Genomic DNA, 16,121 nt, shown 5'->3' on the forward strand with positions numbered 1-16,121 from the left:
GGATCCCAAAACAGAGATATGACAACTACAGCCATAAATCATGCGGGTTTTTGTACCCCTCTCGGCAACCGGGCCGACGAGGTGCTTAACGCCTTGCTCGCCGGTGACAGCAGCGGCATGGTCAGCCGCGACAACCTGTTGTTTGAACGGCCGGCCATAGTCGGGGTAGTGAACAGCGAATTACCGGCCATTCCCGCCGAGTTTGCCGACTATGACTGTCGTAACAACGCCCTGTTGCTGTGTGCCGCGCTGCAAATTACCCCGGCGGTGGAAGCCGCCAAGGCCAAATATGGCAAGGAGCGCATCGCGGTTGTCATAGGCACCAGCACCTCAGGGATCTCCAAGGGCGAAGAGGCACTGGAGTACCGCAATCGCCACGGCCATTTCCCCTCGGATTACCACTATTTTCAGCAGGAGTTGGGGGGCACCAGTCGCTTCCTGCAAGCCTGGTTCAAGCTGAGCGGTCCCTGTTACACACTGTCGACGGCCTGCTCCTCCAGCGCCAAGGTGTTTGCCGCCGGTAAACGGCTGTTGGACACCGGACTGTGCGACATGGTGATAGTCGGCGGGGTCGACAGCCTGTGCCAATTGACCCTCAACGGCTTCGATGCGCTTGAGTCTGTCTCCAAGGGGCACTGCAATCCTTTTAGCGCCAACCGCGACGGCATCAACATAGGTGAAGGCGCGGCGCTGTTTACCCTGGAGAGAGGAAGCGGCCAGGTGCTGCTGTCCGGTGTCGGCGAGTCGGCCGATGCCCACCATATCTCGGCGCCCCATCCCGAGGGCAGCGGCGCAATTGCCGCCATGGAGATGGCACTCAAGCAGGCGGAGCTGACGCCTGATGACATCGACTATGTCAATCTGCACGGCACTGCCACCCCCAAGAATGACGCCATGGAAAGCCGCGCCATGCACTCGGTATTTGCCGAAGCACTGCCGCCTTGCAGTTCCACCAAGCCCTTGACCGGCCACGCACTGGGCGCCGCCGGGGCATTGGAAGCGGTATTCTGCTGGCTGCTGTTGTCGCCCCTCAACCCTGATGGACAACTGCCGCCGCATCTGTGGGATGGTGAGCAGGATGGCAAGGATCCCGCACTGCCGCTGGTCAAACAGGGCAGCCGCCACTCTCTGAATCACCTGATGAGTAACTCCTTCGCCTTTGGCGGCAGCAATGCCAGCCTGATCTTCAGCCGTGGAGCCCCGGAATGACCCAGCCTTTAGCCGAGCGTGATATCGCCGATTTTCTGCCCCACAGGGCGCCCATGATACTGATAGACGCCGTGGTCGAGCACAGCCAAGACAGGCTGCTGACCAAGGTGAAGGTTAGTGAGCAGAGCCCCTATTTCGATGACGCCCGGGCTCTGGTGCCCAATTATGTCGGCATAGAATATATGGCCCAGAGCATAGCGGCACTGGCCGGAGTGGAAGCCGAGGCCCGCGGTGATATTATCCGGGTCGGTTTTTTGCTGGGCAGCCGTAAGCTCAGCATGCATACCCCGGGATTCCTGCCCGGACGCGAATACCTGACCCAGGTGCAGCGCCTCTATCAGGAAGACACGGGACTGGCAGTGTTCGACTGCCGCATCTTTGATGGCGACACAGAGATCGCCAGCGCCAATGTAAACGTTTTTCAGCCCCAGGACACCCAGGCCTATATTGCCGGTAGTCTGGAGGCGATGCAGGGAGATTCCGCATGACACAGAGAGTTTTGGTCACAGGTTCCAGCCGCGGCATAGGCAAGGCTATCGCCCTGCGCCTGGCGCAGTCCGGCTTTGATATCGCCCTGCACTTTCATGCCAATCGAGCCGCCGCCGAGGCCAGCGCCGCCGAAATCCAAGCCTTGGGCGTCAAGGTCAGCCTGCTGCAGTTCGATGTTGCCGAGCGCCAGACCTGCCGCCAAGTCATTGAGGCCGACATAGAAGCCAACGGTGCCTATCACGGCCTGGTTCTCAATGCCGGAATCGCCCGCGATACGGCTTTCCCGGCGATGACAGAGGCCGAGTGGGACGGTGTCATCCATACCAATCTCGATGGTTTCTACAATGTGATCCATCCGGCGCTGATGCCGATGATCCAACGGCGCAAGGGCGGCCGCATCATTACGCTGTCTTCGGTTTCCGGTTTGGCCGGTAACCGTGGCCAGGTGAACTACAGCGCCTCCAAGGCCGGTATCATAGGCGCCACCAAGGCGCTGGCACTGGAGCTGGCCAAACGCAAGATCACGGTCAACTGCATCGCTCCCGGGATTATCGAAACCGAAATGGTCGATGCCTTCAGCCCCGAACTGGTACAGCAACTGGTGCCGTTGCGGCGCATGGGCCAGCCTGAAGAGATAGCAGCCCTGGCCAACTTCCTGATGTCTGACGAAGCCGGTTATATCACTCGCCAGGTGATCTCGGTCAACGGAGGCATGCTATGAGCCGCAGGGTGGTAATTACCGGCATGGGCGGCATTTCTGCCCTAGGCCAGGATTGGGACAGCGTCAAGGCCAGGCTGCAGGCAGGCCAAAATGCCGTGGTTCGCATGGATGAATGGGACAGGTTCGATGGCCTGCACACCCGTCTGGCGGCGCCGGTCAACGACTTCAGCACTCCGGCGCACTATTCGCGCAAGAAGATCCGCTCCATGGGCCGGGTGTCTCTGATGGCCACCCGCGCCAGTGAAATGGCGCTGGAGGATGCCGGCCTGTTGCATGATCCTCTGATAGCCTCAGGCGCCATGGGCATAGCCTACGGCTCTTCCACCGGCAGTACAGATCCCATCACCGCCTTTGGCGACATGCTCAAACACGGCGATATGAGCGGCGTCACCGCCACCAGCTATATCCGCATGATGGCCCATACCACGGCGGTCAATGTCGGGGTATTTTTCGGCCTCAAGGGGCGGGTATTAACCACCAGCAGCGCCTGCACGTCCGGCAGCCAGGGCATAGGTTATGCCTATGAAGCCATCAAGTATGGCCAGCAGGATTTGATGCTGGCCGGGGGCGGCGAAGAACTCTGCCCCACAGAAGCGGTCGTGTTCGACACCCTGTTTGCCACCAGTACCCGCAACGACACTCCTGAATTGACCCCCAGGCCGTTCGATCGCGACCGGGACGGTCTGGTGATAGGCGAAGGCGCCTGCACCCTGGTGCTCGAAGAGCTGGAGCATGCCAAGGCCAGAGGCGCGCGCATCTACGCCGAAGTGCTGGGTTTTGGTACCAACTCAGACGGCCTGCATGTGACGCAACCGAACGCCGACACCATGGAAAAGGCGATTCGGCTGGCACTCAAAGACGCCAATATAGCGCCGCAGCAGATAGGCTATGTCAACGCCCACGGTACGGCCACCGACCGCGGTGATGCCGCCGAGAGCCGGGCTACCGCCGCAGTATTTGGCGAGCAGATGCCGATTTCATCGCTGAAGAGCTATACCGGCCATACCCTGGGCGCTTGCGGCGCACTGGAGGCCTGGTGGAGCATTATGATGATGCGTGATGGCTGGTTTGCACCCACAATCAACCTGGAGAATGTCGCCGAGGATTGCGCCGAGCTGGATTATATTCGCGCCGAAGGCCGGGCACTGGATACCGACTTGGTGATGAGCAATAACTTTGCCTTTGGTGGCATCAATACTTCGTTGATCTTCCGCTGCTGGCAGGACTGAGCTTAGCCCCAGGAAGCCCTAGAAAACCAGAGTAAGAAGCCCAAGAAGCTTTAACGGAATGCATCGGCACTGCAGGCCTCTTTTCAGGCCGCCTTGTCATCGCGGCAGCGCCCCATGATATCCAGGATCTGTGTAGTCGAAGCCGCCAAGGCTTCGACGCAGTGGTCGTCCAGTTTGCCGGCGGCCACCATGCTTCTCAACTCACGGAAACAGGCATCCAGTGGCCAGGCCTGCTTATAGGGCCGCTCGCTGCTGAGGGCATCGAAGATATCCGCCACAGTCACTATTCTGGCTTCAATCGGCACCTCTTCACCCTTCAAACCTCGGGGATAGCCGCTGCCATCCAAATACTCATGATGACAGGCCACTATATTGAGCATGATGGTCGAATCCGGCAGGTGCGCCAGACCAAAATCCCCCAGTACCTTGCGGATCAGGCACTCGCCCTTATCCACATGGGTCTCCATCAGAGTACGCTCGTCTATGCTTAAGGGCCCTCTTTCAACAACACCTTGTCCGGAATACCTATCTTGCCTATGTCATGCAAAGGTGCAAACTGGGTGATATGTTCTATCTGCTCATCACTCAGGCCGTATTTGGGGGCGACTATGCCGGCGATCAGGCCCGAATAGGCCGCCATGCGATCTAGATGCGCGCCGGTTTCAAAGTCGCGCAGGTCGGCAAAGTCCCGTGCCACCTGAGCCGAGGCGAGAATAGTGCGCACTGCACTGAGTTCGGCGCACAGAAACATGTTGATCAAGTTGGCATAGAGCACCATATCGCGCTGCGCCTTGGCATCGAAGGCCGCCACGCGGTATGAATCGAAGAACAGAAACCCCAGAAACCTCTGTTCATCATAGAGGGGCACGGTAAAGGAGGAGTTGTAATCCTGCTCCAGCAACCAACGCGAATGGCTGTTTTCCGGCAAGATATTGGCCTTGATATCGTCTATCACCCGATACTGCCCTGTGCCTGCCAATTGGCTGAGCACCGGGCTGTCGGACATGGGATATTCATAACCCACTATGGCCTGTCCCCTGTGAGTGCTGTTGATAAAGGTTTTTAGCAGACCGGTCGAATCGTGATACAGGGCGCAGGCGATACGATCCACCCAAGGGTAGCTGAGTAACAGATGATCGTGAATGCGTTCCAAACGCTCAGAAGCGTTGTGACCCTGCAGCCAGAGAGCTGTTGGCATATTCTTGTCCATACACTATTTTCAAATCATTTCCTTTTTCCAAAGGATAGAACAAAAAACAGCCATGGCGAGAAAACGACCAGTATCCAGGCCATTGCATTTCCAAATCCATAAGATTAACCTTATTGAAAATTTTCTAATTGACAGAGAGACTGAAAATGCAAACCAACGTCACGCCACAAGACGGCCGCCTAAACCCAGAGCAGTGCCATGAGATGATCGCCAAGGGAGTTCGGGTACTGGATGTCCGCTCGGCTGCCGAATATGCCGAAGGGCACCTGCCACAGGCGGTGAATGTGCCACTGGATACCCTGGATACCTGGCTCAAGCAGCAACCGAATAAGCAGGAACCCTTTGTGCTCTATTGTGGCGCCGGCATGCGTGCCCAGAAAGGCTGCGAAATTCTGCGGGCCAACGGCTTTGATTGCGTGCTCAACGGCGGCGCCTTCAAGGAGCTGGTCTGTTGCCAACCTGAGTAACCACAATGACAAGCAAGCCCGGACGATTTCAGGTAAGCCAACATCGTGGCCAAGCCTCTGCGCGGGTGCGTTATCGCGAGCACTGGCCCGCCGAAGGGGTCAATGCCGCTTGTCCGCTTTGCAGCAAGGTGCTCGAGCCGGACAAGCAGTCACAAAAAAGCCCCGGGTAGTCACCTCCGGGGCAGTAGAACCAAATCAGTCAAGCAACTGGCGTTCAGATTGATGGTGGAAGAGATGTTTGCCTCAGGCAGAGATGGCCGCCAGCGAAGATTTGGCTGCTGAAATACCTTTGGCGTTGGCATCCGGGCCCATGTTCAGCGCTTCACCGTAGACGGTTTCCACTTCGGTAATTCCAATAAAGCCCAGCACGGTTTTCAGATAAGGCACCACATGGTCTGTGGTCGAGTCTTTATGTACCCCACCTCGGGTAGTGATCACTACCGCGCGCTTACCAGTGATAAGACCCACAGAGCCATTTTCTGTGTAACTGAAACTCACACCGGCGCGGGCAATCAGGTCAATCCAGTTTTTCAACTGAGTCGGAATACCAAAGTTATACATGGGCGCAGCTATTACTAGTGTATCGTGATCTTTCAGTTCCTGGATCAGCTCATCAGACAAGGCCAACGCCTGTTGCTGGCGCTCGCTCAGCTGTTCGCCGCCGCGCAGGCCGGTGGCAATTTCACCGTCCAGTACCGGCAGAGGCTCGGCCGCCAGATCCCTGACTGTGATGCTGGAACCCTGCTCCTGCCAATGCTTGAGCAGGTGGTCGACCAAGAGACCGGACTGAGAGTAACCACCCAGGATGCTGGATTTCAAAACTAATACTTTGCTCATGATATTGCTCCGCTTCGATTCAGGAATTTGTTTGAGTCAGAGCTTTTGCTCCAATCTATGCTGAGCAGTTTACTGATGGATAAAATAGAAAAAAAGCGGAGAAAATTTGATATTAAATTCGATTTTTTAGAAAGGAAAGGCTGTTATCCAGGGCTTACAAGGTTAAAACCGAACCTGTAAGCCTAGGTAATCCCAGCTAGGACAGGGTCGCCTCTTGCTTGGGCTGGCTGACGTAAACCCCCAAGAAAAAAGCACAGCAAAGGCCGTGACTCCAGAGTTCCACCTCCTGCCTGACTTTGACCCTGCGCCCTTCACTCAAAGGCGTCAGTGACACGCCCGGCCAGCTGACTCTGGCTTCGATCAACTCACCGGGATTGGCAGTCACCGGCGCCCGATAACGGATCTCGGCCTGGGCCAGCACTATATCACCACTCACTCCGGCCCGCTGCTGTTGCAGCCAGAGCATGCCCCAGCCACACAGAGTGCACAGGGTATAGATACTGCCGGCAAACATGGTCTGATGCAGATTGATGTTGGGCGCCAGCGGTGCACCGACACGAAATTCTGTGCCATCAAAAGCCAGTGGCCGGATCCCCATAAAGGCACTGACGGGGATGGTGCCATGCCAGGTGTTTTCCAATTGCTTAAGCAGTGATGGCTCAGACATATCAAACACTCAGATTAAAGGTCACTGGCCCGTCATTCAGCAGCTCCACCTGCATATCGGCAGCGAAGCGGCCGGTTTCTGTGGTCACCCCCTTGCTGCGGCAAAATGCCACAAAGGCTTCATAGAGCTCTTCGGCCTGAGCCGGACTGGCACCACCCGAGAAACTGGGACGCAGACCGCGGCTGGTATCGGCCGCCAGGGTAAATTGCGACACCACCAACAACTGCCCGCCGACCTGAGTCAGATTGAGGTTCATCTTGCCGTTGTCATCGCTGAACACCCGGTAATTCATCACCTTGGTGGCCAGCTTTTCCATCGCCGCCATATCATCCTGGCGTTCAACGCCCAACAACACCAACAAACCTTTATCTATAGCGCCGGTCACTTCATCGGCAACTGTTACCTTGGCACGGCTGACTCTCTGTATCAGGGCGATCAATCCTGACTCCTTAATTCTGTTTCACAAGAGGCCGCAGTGTCGCCCATAGCACACAGGGCTGCAACCACGGCGTGACGCATTTTATCATCCACCAGCGAGTGATGACCTCCGGCCACCAGCTGTAACTCGGCCGGGCGGGTCTGGCGTGCAAGCTGAGCCTGCAGCAAGTGAGTTGGACAGACCCAATCGTTTTCCCCCTGCAGCAAGCGGGTATGTTTCGGCCAGTTATTGAGCCCTGCATCAAACAGACTCATGGCTTCGAAATAGTGATGGCGGGCATAGTGAAGTTCGATTCTGGCCATATTGCTGTCCCGAGGCGCCCTTGGCGGCGGCAACAGTACCCCGGGTAAAGACAGATGCTGCTCCCAGCGCAGCCAACTGCGGATATAATCCTGGGCATTGAGGCAAGTAAATCCCTTGGCATAGCTTTCCAGCAGCGCCGCCGTGCTGCGCTCACTCCTGGATAGCCAGCGGGAAAAGCCATGATAGTCCACCGGGAAACGGCTGGCGGCGCCAGCAGCACCATAGAGCCAATCGCGGCCCTCGGCAGAGGGGATAAAGCTGCCCCAGTATGTCTGGGCTATGACCCGCTCAGGGAATAAACCGCCGTACACCAGCCCCAAGGTTGCCCCGAATGAGCCCCCTGCCAGGCACCAGCGCGGTAACTGCAGCGCCTTCCTGACCGACTCGAGATCATCGAACAGGCCCTGGAAGTGATTCTGCGCCAGGCCTTTCTCGGAGCGCGATAAGCCGGCGCCCCTCTGATCCAGAAACAATAAGCGAAAGCGGCGCAGATCAAACAGCGCCAACTCTTCAAGGTTGCAACCGGCTCCTGGCCCGCCGTGCAGATACAGCAGCGGGATGCCTTCCGGGTTGCCGAATTGCGCCAGATACAGGCGGTGGCCGCCACCAACCTCCAGCCAGTCGCGGGCAAACGGATTATGCCGATTCGGATTCATCATCCAGCGACTCCAATGGCTCTTCACCATCGAGGAATTCCGGCAAAGATGCGGTGATCTCGGCTCCCATCAGGACTATCATCCAGGACAGGTAGACCCAGACAAACAGTATCGGAATCGTCGCCAGGGCGCCGTAAATCGCCTCGTAGCTGGGGAAGTGAGTCACATACAGGGCAAAGCCTTTCTTGCCCGCCTCAAACAGCAAGGCAGCCACTATGGCCCCGAGCAGGGCATGCAGCAGCTTCACCTTTTGATTGGGCACCACAGTGTAAAGCAGCAGGAAGGCCGCGACAGAAAACAGAAACGGCAGACGCGCGACAAAGAAGGTACCTACACCATAAGTATCGGCTTCGTTGAATATTTTCAGCGATACTAAGTAGGAAGTGGCCGCCAGGCTGGCCCCCATCAGCACTGGGCCCAGCGTCAGGATCATCCAGTACATGGAAAAAGACACGACAGTCTGGCGTTTTTCTTTGGTGCGCCAGATATAGTTCAGCGCCTTGTCGATGGCGGAGATCAGCAAAATGGCCACCACCACCAGAGCGCCGATACCGACGGCAGTGCCCTTGGAGGCGTTGCCGACAAACTCGTTGATATAGACCTGAACCGTATCGCCTGCGGCCGGCAGAAAGTTTTGATAAATAAAGTTTTCTATCAGTTGCCGCACCCCCTTGAAGACAGGGAAAGCCGACAGCATAGACATGGTAACGGCCACCATGGGCACCAGCGACAATAGGGTCACATAGGCCAGATGACCGGCTCGAATATTGATTTGATCGTCCTGCAATCTCTGTTTCAGGTGCAGCAGGAAGTGCCAGCAGCCTTTCATAAACAAACTGAAATTGCGGGTATCTATCTTGTTGCTCACGGTTTTCTCTTGATCCTCTGGGTCTAGTGTCGCTATCTTCGTACAATAATGCCCGGATTACAAAGTGTGATGCTGCCGCTGCAGCAGGGCAAAGGAAGCCGGGAATGACACCAGTGCTATGCATAGGCATGCGCCGAGGCCCGTCGTTCAGCGCTTCTTCCACAATTTAAAGGAGAGAGTTAATGTCACAACAAGGATCGGCGGGCAATGTGATTGCCGCGCTGGCAAGCGTATTTTTCCCGGGTTTGGGGCAGTTGGTTCAGGGGCGGATCCTGGCCGCACTGATCTTCTTTCTGGTGACAGTCACAGGTTACGCCCTCTGGTGGTTGGTAGTTCCTGCTATCATAGGTGCCATCGCCCATCTCTGGTGCATCATAGATGCCGCCAAATACAAAGCATAAACAGAGAAAAGAGAAAGCTTATGAACAAGATCCTCACCACCGCCCTGGTCAGCCTGGGATTGCTGCTGGGTGGTTGCCAGAGTGCCTATTACGGTGCCATGGAAAAGGTTGGCTATCACAAACGTGACATCATGGTCGACCGGGTCAAAGACGCCAAAGAATCGCAACAGGAAGCGCAGGAGCAGTTCAGTTCGGCACTGGAAGAGATGCAGGCGCTGCTGAACCATGACGGTGGCGATCTGGAAAAGGCTTACAACAAGGCCAAAGACGAATATGAGTCGGCCCAGGAAGCCGCCGATGATGTCAGCAACCGAATCAACAAGGTGGAAGATGTGGCCGAAGCCCTGTTTGATGAGTGGCAAGGGGAAATCGGTGAGATCAGCAAGGCCAGCCTGCGCAGTAAGAGCCAGGCCAAGCTGAAAGAGACCCGCCGCTCCTACGAGCAACTGATCCGCAGCATGCGCCGTGCCGAGAGCAAGATGCCTCCTATCCTGACCTCAATGAAAGACAACATGCTCTACCTCAAGCACAACCTCAACGCCCAGACCATAGGGGCCATCAAGGGTGAGTTTGCCAGTCTGCAGAGCGATATTTCCGGCCTTATCAAAGAGATGAATAAATCCATCGATGAGTCCAACCGCTTTATCGCAGCAATGGAGTCGGGTAACTGACCGCCAAGCCATAGAGATAGCCCCGCACCGCGGGGCTTTTTTTCAGCTGTGAGCCAGTGCACGAATTTCTCCATCTGCGAATGTAAACTTGGATCTGCTGCACACTTCCTTTTTTGACTCAAGAACTTGTGCCCTTATTTGAGTTCACAATAGGCAGTCCTTTGATGCTGGCCTATATTCTCATGACACTGACCGAATCGCTCACCCTCATGCTGGCACTCCTCTATGGTGTCAGCCAACTCTGGTGGAGCGGCCGCCGTTTCGGCGCCGGCCTCACTTTACTGCTGATTTTAACCGCGCTGCTGATTAGCAGCAGCCCCATGTTACTGCTGGCCACGCTGACAGCCGTTGGTAGCCTGGCATTGCTGCAGCAACTGCGCCCCGGCTTGCTGCAATCCGAGCCCAGGATCAATAACCTGCGCAGCGGCTGCCAGCACCTGTTGGCGCTGTCCCTGTTTCTGGTCGCGATTCAGTACACCATCAACAGCCTGATGCTCAAGGCCGGAGTCACGCCCTGGATTGGGCGCCCGGATGTGGTGGATGCGTTTCTGCCCATTGCCGGCGGTATAGAACTCAAGGCGATAGCCACCCTGGGACTCTGGGATCAAACCCACCCGGCGGCGGCCGTGATGCTGGCGGTGGTGCTACTGACCGGACTGCTGTGCAAGCGGGCCTTCTGTGGCTGGGCCTGCCCGCTGGGGTTGGCCGGAGAGTACCTCTATCGCCTGCGTAAACGCTTTATCAAGCGCGAATTTATGCCGCCTGCCTGGCTCGACTGGCCACTGCGTATGCTCAAGTATCTGTTGTTGGCGGCGCTGCTCTACATAGTGTTGGGCATGCCGTCTATGGGGATCCCCGGCTACCTGGAGAGTAATTATCACAAGATAGCCGATCTCAAGATGGCGCTGTTTTTCATCACTCCGGGACTCATCACCCTGGCCTGCTTTGGCTTGATCCTTGCCATTGTCGCCTGGCGCCGTCAGGGATTTTGCCGTTACCTCTGCCCCTATGGCGCCCTGCTGGGACTGCTTAGTTTTCTCAGCCCGCTGAAAATCCGCCGCGCCCCTGAGCACTGCCTGATAGAGTCCAAGGGGATGAAATGCGACAAGTGCACCCGCGCCTGTCCGGCCGGCATCATAGTGCATACCAAAAATACAGTGCACAGCGATGAATGCCAGGCCTGCATGCGCTGCGTGGCCGCCTGTCCCAAGAAAGCGGCGCTGGGGTTCGGCCTTAGCCGCAATCATTTCTGGTCGGCCAAGTCAGTAATGCTGCTGGTACTCGGACTGCTGTTCCTGCTGCCCTTGATAGCCTACACCTCCGGCTTCTGGGAAAGCCAAACGCCGGATGCGGTTCGGATGCAACTGCTGCAGATGATCGACTATGTAGGTCACTAAACTTAACCACTCAGGCTCGCCGACAGGCGGGCCTTTTTATTGCGCTTGTCGCCGAGTCCCACTGCCGCTCCCTGACTTGCTACGCCCGGCAAGATTGTTTCCCGGTGCTATTTTATGCAATGCTAACTTCTCCACCAAAAACACGGGAAGTTTATGGCGCACCATCTGCAAACCTTGCTGCAACAATGGGCTCTCAGCGCAGACGAGCCCTGGGTGCTGGCGCTGATCACCTCGGTACAAGGCTCTTCTTATCGCAAACCCGGAGCCATGATGCTGTTTCATCCCCTGGGCCAGAGCCTGGGGATCCTCAGCGGCGGCTGTTTGGAGGCCGATCTGCGCCATCAGGCACACAAGGCCCTGACGGAACAAAGGGTGGTGGAGGTCTGTTATGACGCCCGCGACGATCAGGACGCCAGTTACCAACTGGGGTGTGGCGGCTTGGTGAACATCTGCCTGCTGCCTCTGGGACGGGAGAATCATTTTCTGGCACTCGATGAGTTGCGCCAGGCTCTGAATGCCGGTCAATCGGGCTTCTGGCAATTGTTGATGCCAAAAGCCGGTGAAGCGCCCGCAGCCCTTGAGGCGCGCTTTTTACCCCAAGGTTCCCCCTCAACCTATGCTGAGCCTCTACCTTTCCCCGCCAATGACTTTCGCCGCACCGGGATTTGGAGTCCAGAAACCGGGCAGAACGGGCAACAGAGCTGGTTAACCGTACCCGTGGGCCCCAAACCTGCGCTTGCGATTTTCGGCGGCGGTCTGGATGCCAAGCCGCTGGCGCAGATGGCTTTGCAACTGGACTGGCAGGTGAGCGTCGTCGATCCCAGAGCCGCCTACGCCCGCAGCCATGACTTTGCCGGTTGCGACATAATCAAGCTCGGCGCCGACGAGCTGGATGCCGATTGGCTCAAGCGTCAGGATGGTGCCATAGTGATGTACCACAATGTCGAGCTCGACAGCGCCATTCTCAAACGGCTGCAAGTAAGCTGCCCACGCTATCTGGCGCTATTGGGGCCAACTCACAGGCGCGATAAGGTACTCAAACATGCCGCTCTTGGGCTGGCAGACTTTGCCGTGCCACTGGCGGCGCCCGCCGGACTGGCACTCGGCGGCGAACTCCCGGGGGCCATCGCCCTCAGCATTTTGGCCCAGTGCCACGGGGTTTTGTTTGATGCGCCCATGACTGGGCTTGAGGGCCTGATGCCATGAGGCTATTGCCTGTGTTACTGGCCGCCGGAGCATCGAGCCGCTTCGCCGCCGATGACTCAGTGCCCGGCCATGCCAAACTGGCGGCACAGGATAGCCATGGCACGCCGCTGCTGCGCCTCAGTTGGCAAGCGCTGGAGCAGATGCGCGCTCAGGCAAGCCTGAAGTACCCCAAGCTTGAGCTGCTGCCGCTGCTGACCATACTCGGCGGCCACAAGGAGCAACTGCAAGCGCTGTTGCCGACCCATGCCAGCTGCTGTTTCAACCCTCTCTGGCAACAGGGGCTGGGGCACTCCATCGCCCTGGCCGCGGAGCAAGCCAAGGCCTGCTCCGCCGATGCCCTGCTACTGGCGCTGGCCGATCAGGTTGCGCTCATTAGCGCCGATTACCTTGAATTGCTCGACTGTTGGCTGGGCAGCCAACTCAGCAGCAGCGCCTTTTACCGGGACTCCCCCGGCGCGCCTGCTATCTTTAATGCCACAGACTTCAACGCCCTTTGCCAACTGCAGGGTGACCGAGGGGCCAAGGCCCTGCTGACCGAGAAATTACAACAACAACGACTGGGCCGGATAGTGCTGCACCGCGCCGCCATAGACATAGACACGGGCGCAGATCTCAGACGCCTCAACCAGCACAAGGAGTGAACAATGTCGCAACTCAAAATCAATGGCAGACTGTTTTCGGTCGAGGCCGATCCCAATATGCCCTTGCTATGGGCCCTCAGGGATCTCCTGGGGCTGACAGGCACCAAATTCGGCTGTGGCGCCGGACTCTGCGGTGCCTGCACCATACATCTGGACGGTAAGCCCGCCAGAGCCTGCCTCACCAGCCTCAAAAGTGCCGAGGGCAAGAACATCACCACCATAGAAGGCCTGGATAATCCGGCGCTGAAAGCCGCCTGGAGCAAACACAAGGTTCCCCAGTGCGGTTACTGTCAGACAGGGCAACTCATGTCTGCCGCGGCGCTCTTGAGTGAAACGCCCAACCCCAGTGACCAACAGATAGACGATGCCATGTCCGGCAATATCTGCCGCTGCGGCACCTATACCCGGATCCGCAGCGCCATCAAGGATGTCGCCGTCAAAGGGGGGCAGAGCTCATGAGCCGGTTTACCGCAGTGGAAAACTTCAGCCGTCGTGATGTACTGAAACTCTTTGGCGCCAGTGGCGGTGCCTTGATGCTGGGCAGCAGCGCCCTGGGCTGGAGCCCCATGAGCCTGGCGCAGGACAAGCTGCAACCTCTGAATCTGTTTATCGCCGTCGGTGAAGACGACAAGGTCTACCTCACCTGCCATCGCTCGGAAATGGGCCAGGGCATACGAACAGGCATTCCTCAGGTGCTGGCCGATGAACTGGAAGCCGACTGGGACAAAGTCGTGGTGGTGCAGGGCCTGGCCGACAAGCGTTACGGCAGCCAGAATACAGATGGCAGTCGCAGCATACGTAAACACTACGACAGAATGCGGCAGATGGGTGCCATGGCGCGCACCATGTTGGAACAGGCTGCCGCCGAGCATTGGCAAGTGCCGGTCGCAGAAGTCAGCGCCAAGGCTCACAGAGTGACTCACAAGGCGTCCGGCCGCTCCCTGAGCTATGGCGAACTGGCACTGGCGGCGTCCAAGCTGCCGCTTCCGGATGAGAGCCAACTCAGGCTCAAACCCAGAGAAGAATTCACCCAGATAGGTCAGTCACGCACCATAGTGGATATGGATGCCATGTTGGATGGCAGCGCCATCTATGGCCAGGATATACGTATGGAAGGCATGCTCTATGCTGCGATTGCCCGGCCGCCTGTACTCGGCAGCCAAGCGGCGAGTGTCGATGATAAAAAGGCCCGCGCCTTCCCCGGTGTGGTGGATATTATCAGCCTGCCCGCTCCCAAAGGGGCACCGGCCTTCCAGCCGCTTGGCGGTGTGGCTGTGCTGGCCAACAACAGCTGGAGCGCCCTTGAAGGCCGCAAGGCACTGACGATTCAGTGGCAGCAAAGCCCCAACGACAAGCACGACTCCCAAGCGTTTCTCGCCACACTGAAACAGAGAGTACAGCAGAGTGGCAAAGTCAGGCGTGAGCTGGGCCAGCCTCCCGCAAGCTGGCCAAAAGAGCGCACGCTCAGCGCCGATTACACTGTGCCCTATCTGGCTCACGCCATGATGGAGCCGCCGGCGGCCACCGCCAGAGTCAGCAAGGATGGCTGTGAAATTTGGGCCTGCAGCCAAACTCCCCAGAGTACCCAGCAGAATGTGGCGGCCGCTTTGGGGCTGAAAGAGGAGCAGGTCAAGGTGCATGTCACCCTGCTGGGCGGCGGCTTTGGCCGTAAGTCCAAGCCGGACTTCAGCGTCGAAGCGGCGCTGCTTTCCAAACGCAGCGGCAAGCCGGTGAAGGTGTTCTGGAGCCGGGAAGATGAACTGCAAAACGGCTATCTGCACGCCATCAGCGCCCAGCATTATCAGGCACTGCTCAGTGATGATGGCAAGGTGGAGGCTCTGTTGTCGCGCACCGCCTTCCCTTCCATCAGTTCCACCTTTGCCGAAGGTGTGGATGAACCCTCGGACGGCGAACTGGATTTGGGCTTTATCGACTTGCCGTTTCAGTTGCCGTCGCTGCGCTGCGAAACCGCCAAGGCCGAGGCTCATACCCGCATAGGCTGGCTGCGCTCTGTGTGCAACATTCAGCATGCCTTCGGCATTGGCTGCTTTGTCGACGAACTGGCGCTGCGCACCGGCCAAAGTTGCCCTGCCATGTGGCGGCAACTTTTGGGGCAACCCAGAGTGGAGAACTTTGCCAATCAGGGCTTCAAATACGGTAACTATGGCGAAGAACTCAGCCGTCATCCTGTGGATGTCGCTCGTTATCTGACGGTCATAGACGCCGCCGAAAAACGTATGGCGCAATCACCGGCCAAGGCGGGCGAAGGCTGGGGCTTTGCGGTGCACCGCAGCTTTGTCAGCTATGTGGCGGTCGCCATCAAGGTCAAACAGGATGGTCAGCGTTTGCAGGTGCTGCAGGCCATCTCAGTGCTGGATGCCGGCACTGTGGTTAACCCTGACAGAGTGCATTCGCAGCTGGAAGGCGCGGTCATCTTCGGCCTCAGCCTGGCGATGCTGGGCGAAATCAGCTTCAAGGATGGCAAGGTGCAACAGTCGAACTTCCACGACTATCAACTGCTGCGGTTGCCGCAATGCCCTGAGATAGAAACACAAATCATCGCCTCGACCGAGGTACCCGGCGGTGTAGGCGAACCCGGAGTGCCCCCGGTGGCACCGGCACTGACCAACGCCATAGTGGCCGCCGGCGGCAAGCGCTACCGGGATCTGCCGCTGAAGCAGTATCTGCAGCTTTGATTGGTCGATAAAGT

The 16,121-nt window shown here is 57.7% G+C and carries 20 protein-coding genes; 13 read left to right on the forward strand and 7 right to left on the reverse strand.

The genetic code is table 11. The features are described from left to right. Nucleotides 1-18 precede the first annotated feature (18 nt). From ACMHXI_RS00725 to ACMHXI_RS00740, 4 genes are read left to right on the forward strand one after another with little or no spacing between them, the layout of a single operon-like run. Nucleotides 19-1,209: a beta-ketoacyl-[acyl-carrier-protein] synthase family protein gene (locus tag ACMHXI_RS00725; protein ID WP_144226343.1), complete on the forward strand. Its 1,191-nt coding sequence runs from the start codon at nucleotides 19-21 to the stop codon at nucleotides 1,207-1,209. After that, nucleotides 1,206-1,697 carry a hotdog family protein gene (locus ACMHXI_RS00730; protein ID WP_025888493.1) on the forward strand — a complete coding sequence of 164 codons (492 nt, stop codon included), beginning with the start codon at nucleotides 1,206-1,208 and terminating at the stop codon, nucleotides 1,695-1,697. The genes ACMHXI_RS00725 and ACMHXI_RS00730 overlap by 4 nt, the downstream gene beginning before the upstream one ends. Continuing rightward, on the forward strand, nucleotides 1,694-2,419 hold the full coding sequence (locus ACMHXI_RS00735) for a 3-ketoacyl-ACP reductase FabG2 (RefSeq protein ID WP_044735417.1): 726 nt from the start codon (nucleotides 1,694-1,696) through the stop codon (nucleotides 2,417-2,419). The genes ACMHXI_RS00730 and ACMHXI_RS00735 overlap by 4 nt, the downstream gene beginning before the upstream one ends. Continuing rightward, complete coding sequence (locus ACMHXI_RS00740; RefSeq protein WP_156018570.1) at nucleotides 2,416-3,648, forward strand: beta-ketoacyl-ACP synthase; 1,233 nt, start codon at nucleotides 2,416-2,418, stop codon at nucleotides 3,646-3,648. The genes ACMHXI_RS00735 and ACMHXI_RS00740 overlap by 4 nt, the downstream gene beginning before the upstream one ends. Nucleotides 3,649-3,731: 83 nt before the next feature. On the opposite strand, the gene ACMHXI_RS00745 is transcribed toward ACMHXI_RS00740, so the two are convergent. Then, nucleotides 3,732-4,103 (reverse strand): HD-GYP domain-containing protein, encoded by a 372-nt coding sequence (locus ACMHXI_RS00745; protein WP_413733736.1) that lies wholly within the window; start codon nucleotides 4,101-4,103, stop codon nucleotides 3,732-3,734. A gap of 32 nt (nucleotides 4,104-4,135) precedes the next feature. Next, entirely contained in the window at nucleotides 4,136-4,846 is a 711-nt protein-coding gene (locus tag ACMHXI_RS00750; RefSeq protein ID WP_413733738.1) for a GAF domain-containing protein, read from the reverse strand. 158 nt (nucleotides 4,847-5,004) lie between these two features. On the opposite strand from ACMHXI_RS00750, the gene ACMHXI_RS00755 reads away from it, so the two are divergent. Both ACMHXI_RS00755 and ACMHXI_RS00760 read left to right on the forward strand, forming a co-directional pair. Beyond that, nucleotides 5,005-5,325 carry a rhodanese-like domain-containing protein gene (locus ACMHXI_RS00755; protein WP_054744157.1) on the forward strand — a complete coding sequence of 107 codons (321 nt, stop codon included), beginning with the start codon at nucleotides 5,005-5,007 and terminating at the stop codon, nucleotides 5,323-5,325. Between the two features lie 5 nt (nucleotides 5,326-5,330). Next, complete coding sequence (locus ACMHXI_RS00760; protein WP_413733740.1) at nucleotides 5,331-5,495, forward strand: hypothetical protein; 165 nt, start codon at nucleotides 5,331-5,333, stop codon at nucleotides 5,493-5,495. Nucleotides 5,496-5,568: 73 nt separating this feature from the next. On the opposite strand, the gene ACMHXI_RS00765 is transcribed toward ACMHXI_RS00760, so the two are convergent. The 5 genes from ACMHXI_RS00765 to ACMHXI_RS00785 all read right to left on the reverse strand — a co-directional run bounded on the left by ACMHXI_RS00765 (nucleotide 5,569) and on the right by ACMHXI_RS00785 (nucleotide 9,095). After that, entirely contained in the window at nucleotides 5,569-6,162 is a 594-nt protein-coding gene (locus ACMHXI_RS00765; RefSeq protein ID WP_345845416.1) for an FMN-dependent NADH-azoreductase, read from the reverse strand. Between the two features lie 196 nt (nucleotides 6,163-6,358). After that, nucleotides 6,359-6,829: a thioesterase domain-containing protein gene (locus tag ACMHXI_RS00770; protein WP_045283356.1), complete on the reverse strand. Its 471-nt coding sequence runs from the start codon at nucleotides 6,827-6,829 to the stop codon at nucleotides 6,359-6,361. Between the two features lies 1 nt (nucleotide 6,830). Further along, the gene (dtd, locus tag ACMHXI_RS00775; RefSeq protein ID WP_028780049.1) at nucleotides 6,831-7,268 is read right to left on the reverse strand and encodes a D-aminoacyl-tRNA deacylase; all 438 of its coding nucleotides are present in this window, start codon (nucleotides 7,266-7,268) and stop codon (nucleotides 6,831-6,833) included. Then, nucleotides 7,265-8,230, reverse strand: a complete 966-nt coding sequence (locus tag ACMHXI_RS00780) for an alpha/beta fold hydrolase (protein ID WP_243891029.1) — start codon at nucleotides 8,228-8,230, stop codon at nucleotides 7,265-7,267. The genes dtd and ACMHXI_RS00780 overlap by 4 nt, the downstream gene beginning before the upstream one ends. Continuing rightward, the gene (locus tag ACMHXI_RS00785; RefSeq protein ID WP_025888483.1) at nucleotides 8,208-9,095 is read right to left on the reverse strand and encodes a virulence factor BrkB family protein; all 888 of its coding nucleotides are present in this window, start codon (nucleotides 9,093-9,095) and stop codon (nucleotides 8,208-8,210) included. The genes ACMHXI_RS00780 and ACMHXI_RS00785 overlap by 23 nt, the downstream gene beginning before the upstream one ends. Nucleotides 9,096-9,277: 182 nt before the next feature. Here ACMHXI_RS00785 and ACMHXI_RS00790 point away from each other — a divergent pair, with 182 nt between their 5' ends. The 7 genes from ACMHXI_RS00790 to ACMHXI_RS00820 all read left to right on the forward strand — a co-directional run bounded on the left by ACMHXI_RS00790 (nucleotide 9,278) and on the right by ACMHXI_RS00820 (nucleotide 16,107). Next, nucleotides 9,278-9,496: a hypothetical protein gene (locus tag ACMHXI_RS00790; RefSeq protein WP_028780047.1), complete on the forward strand. Its 219-nt coding sequence runs from the start codon at nucleotides 9,278-9,280 to the stop codon at nucleotides 9,494-9,496. A 20-nt stretch (nucleotides 9,497-9,516) separates the two neighbouring features. After that, entirely contained in the window at nucleotides 9,517-10,167 is a 651-nt protein-coding gene (locus ACMHXI_RS00795) for a DUF2959 domain-containing protein (RefSeq protein ID WP_039034687.1), read from the forward strand. A 182-nt stretch (nucleotides 10,168-10,349) separates the two neighbouring features. Next, complete coding sequence (locus tag ACMHXI_RS00800; RefSeq protein WP_028780045.1) at nucleotides 10,350-11,564, forward strand: 4Fe-4S binding protein; 1,215 nt, start codon at nucleotides 10,350-10,352, stop codon at nucleotides 11,562-11,564. A 153-nt stretch (nucleotides 11,565-11,717) separates the two neighbouring features. Then, nucleotides 11,718-12,770 (forward strand): XdhC family protein, encoded by a 1,053-nt coding sequence (locus ACMHXI_RS00805; protein ID WP_044735424.1) that lies wholly within the window; start codon nucleotides 11,718-11,720, stop codon nucleotides 12,768-12,770. Then, nucleotides 12,767-13,411 carry an NTP transferase domain-containing protein gene (locus ACMHXI_RS00810; RefSeq protein WP_208185225.1) on the forward strand — a complete coding sequence of 215 codons (645 nt, stop codon included), beginning with the start codon at nucleotides 12,767-12,769 and terminating at the stop codon, nucleotides 13,409-13,411. Before ACMHXI_RS00805 ends, ACMHXI_RS00810 begins: the two co-directional genes overlap by 4 nt. Before the next feature lie 3 nt (nucleotides 13,412-13,414). After that, nucleotides 13,415-13,870 (forward strand): (2Fe-2S)-binding protein, encoded by a 456-nt coding sequence (locus ACMHXI_RS00815; protein ID WP_025010785.1) that lies wholly within the window; start codon nucleotides 13,415-13,417, stop codon nucleotides 13,868-13,870. Next, nucleotides 13,867-16,107 (forward strand): molybdopterin cofactor-binding domain-containing protein, encoded by a 2,241-nt coding sequence (locus ACMHXI_RS00820; RefSeq protein ID WP_413733744.1) that lies wholly within the window; start codon nucleotides 13,867-13,869, stop codon nucleotides 16,105-16,107. Before ACMHXI_RS00815 ends, ACMHXI_RS00820 begins: the two co-directional genes overlap by 4 nt. The last annotated feature ends 14 nt before the right edge of the window (nucleotides 16,108-16,121 follow it).

The organism is Shewanella sp. BJSY2023SW005 (assembly GCF_047314585.1).
GTDB lineage: Bacteria > Pseudomonadota > Gammaproteobacteria > Enterobacterales > Shewanellaceae > Shewanella > Shewanella algae.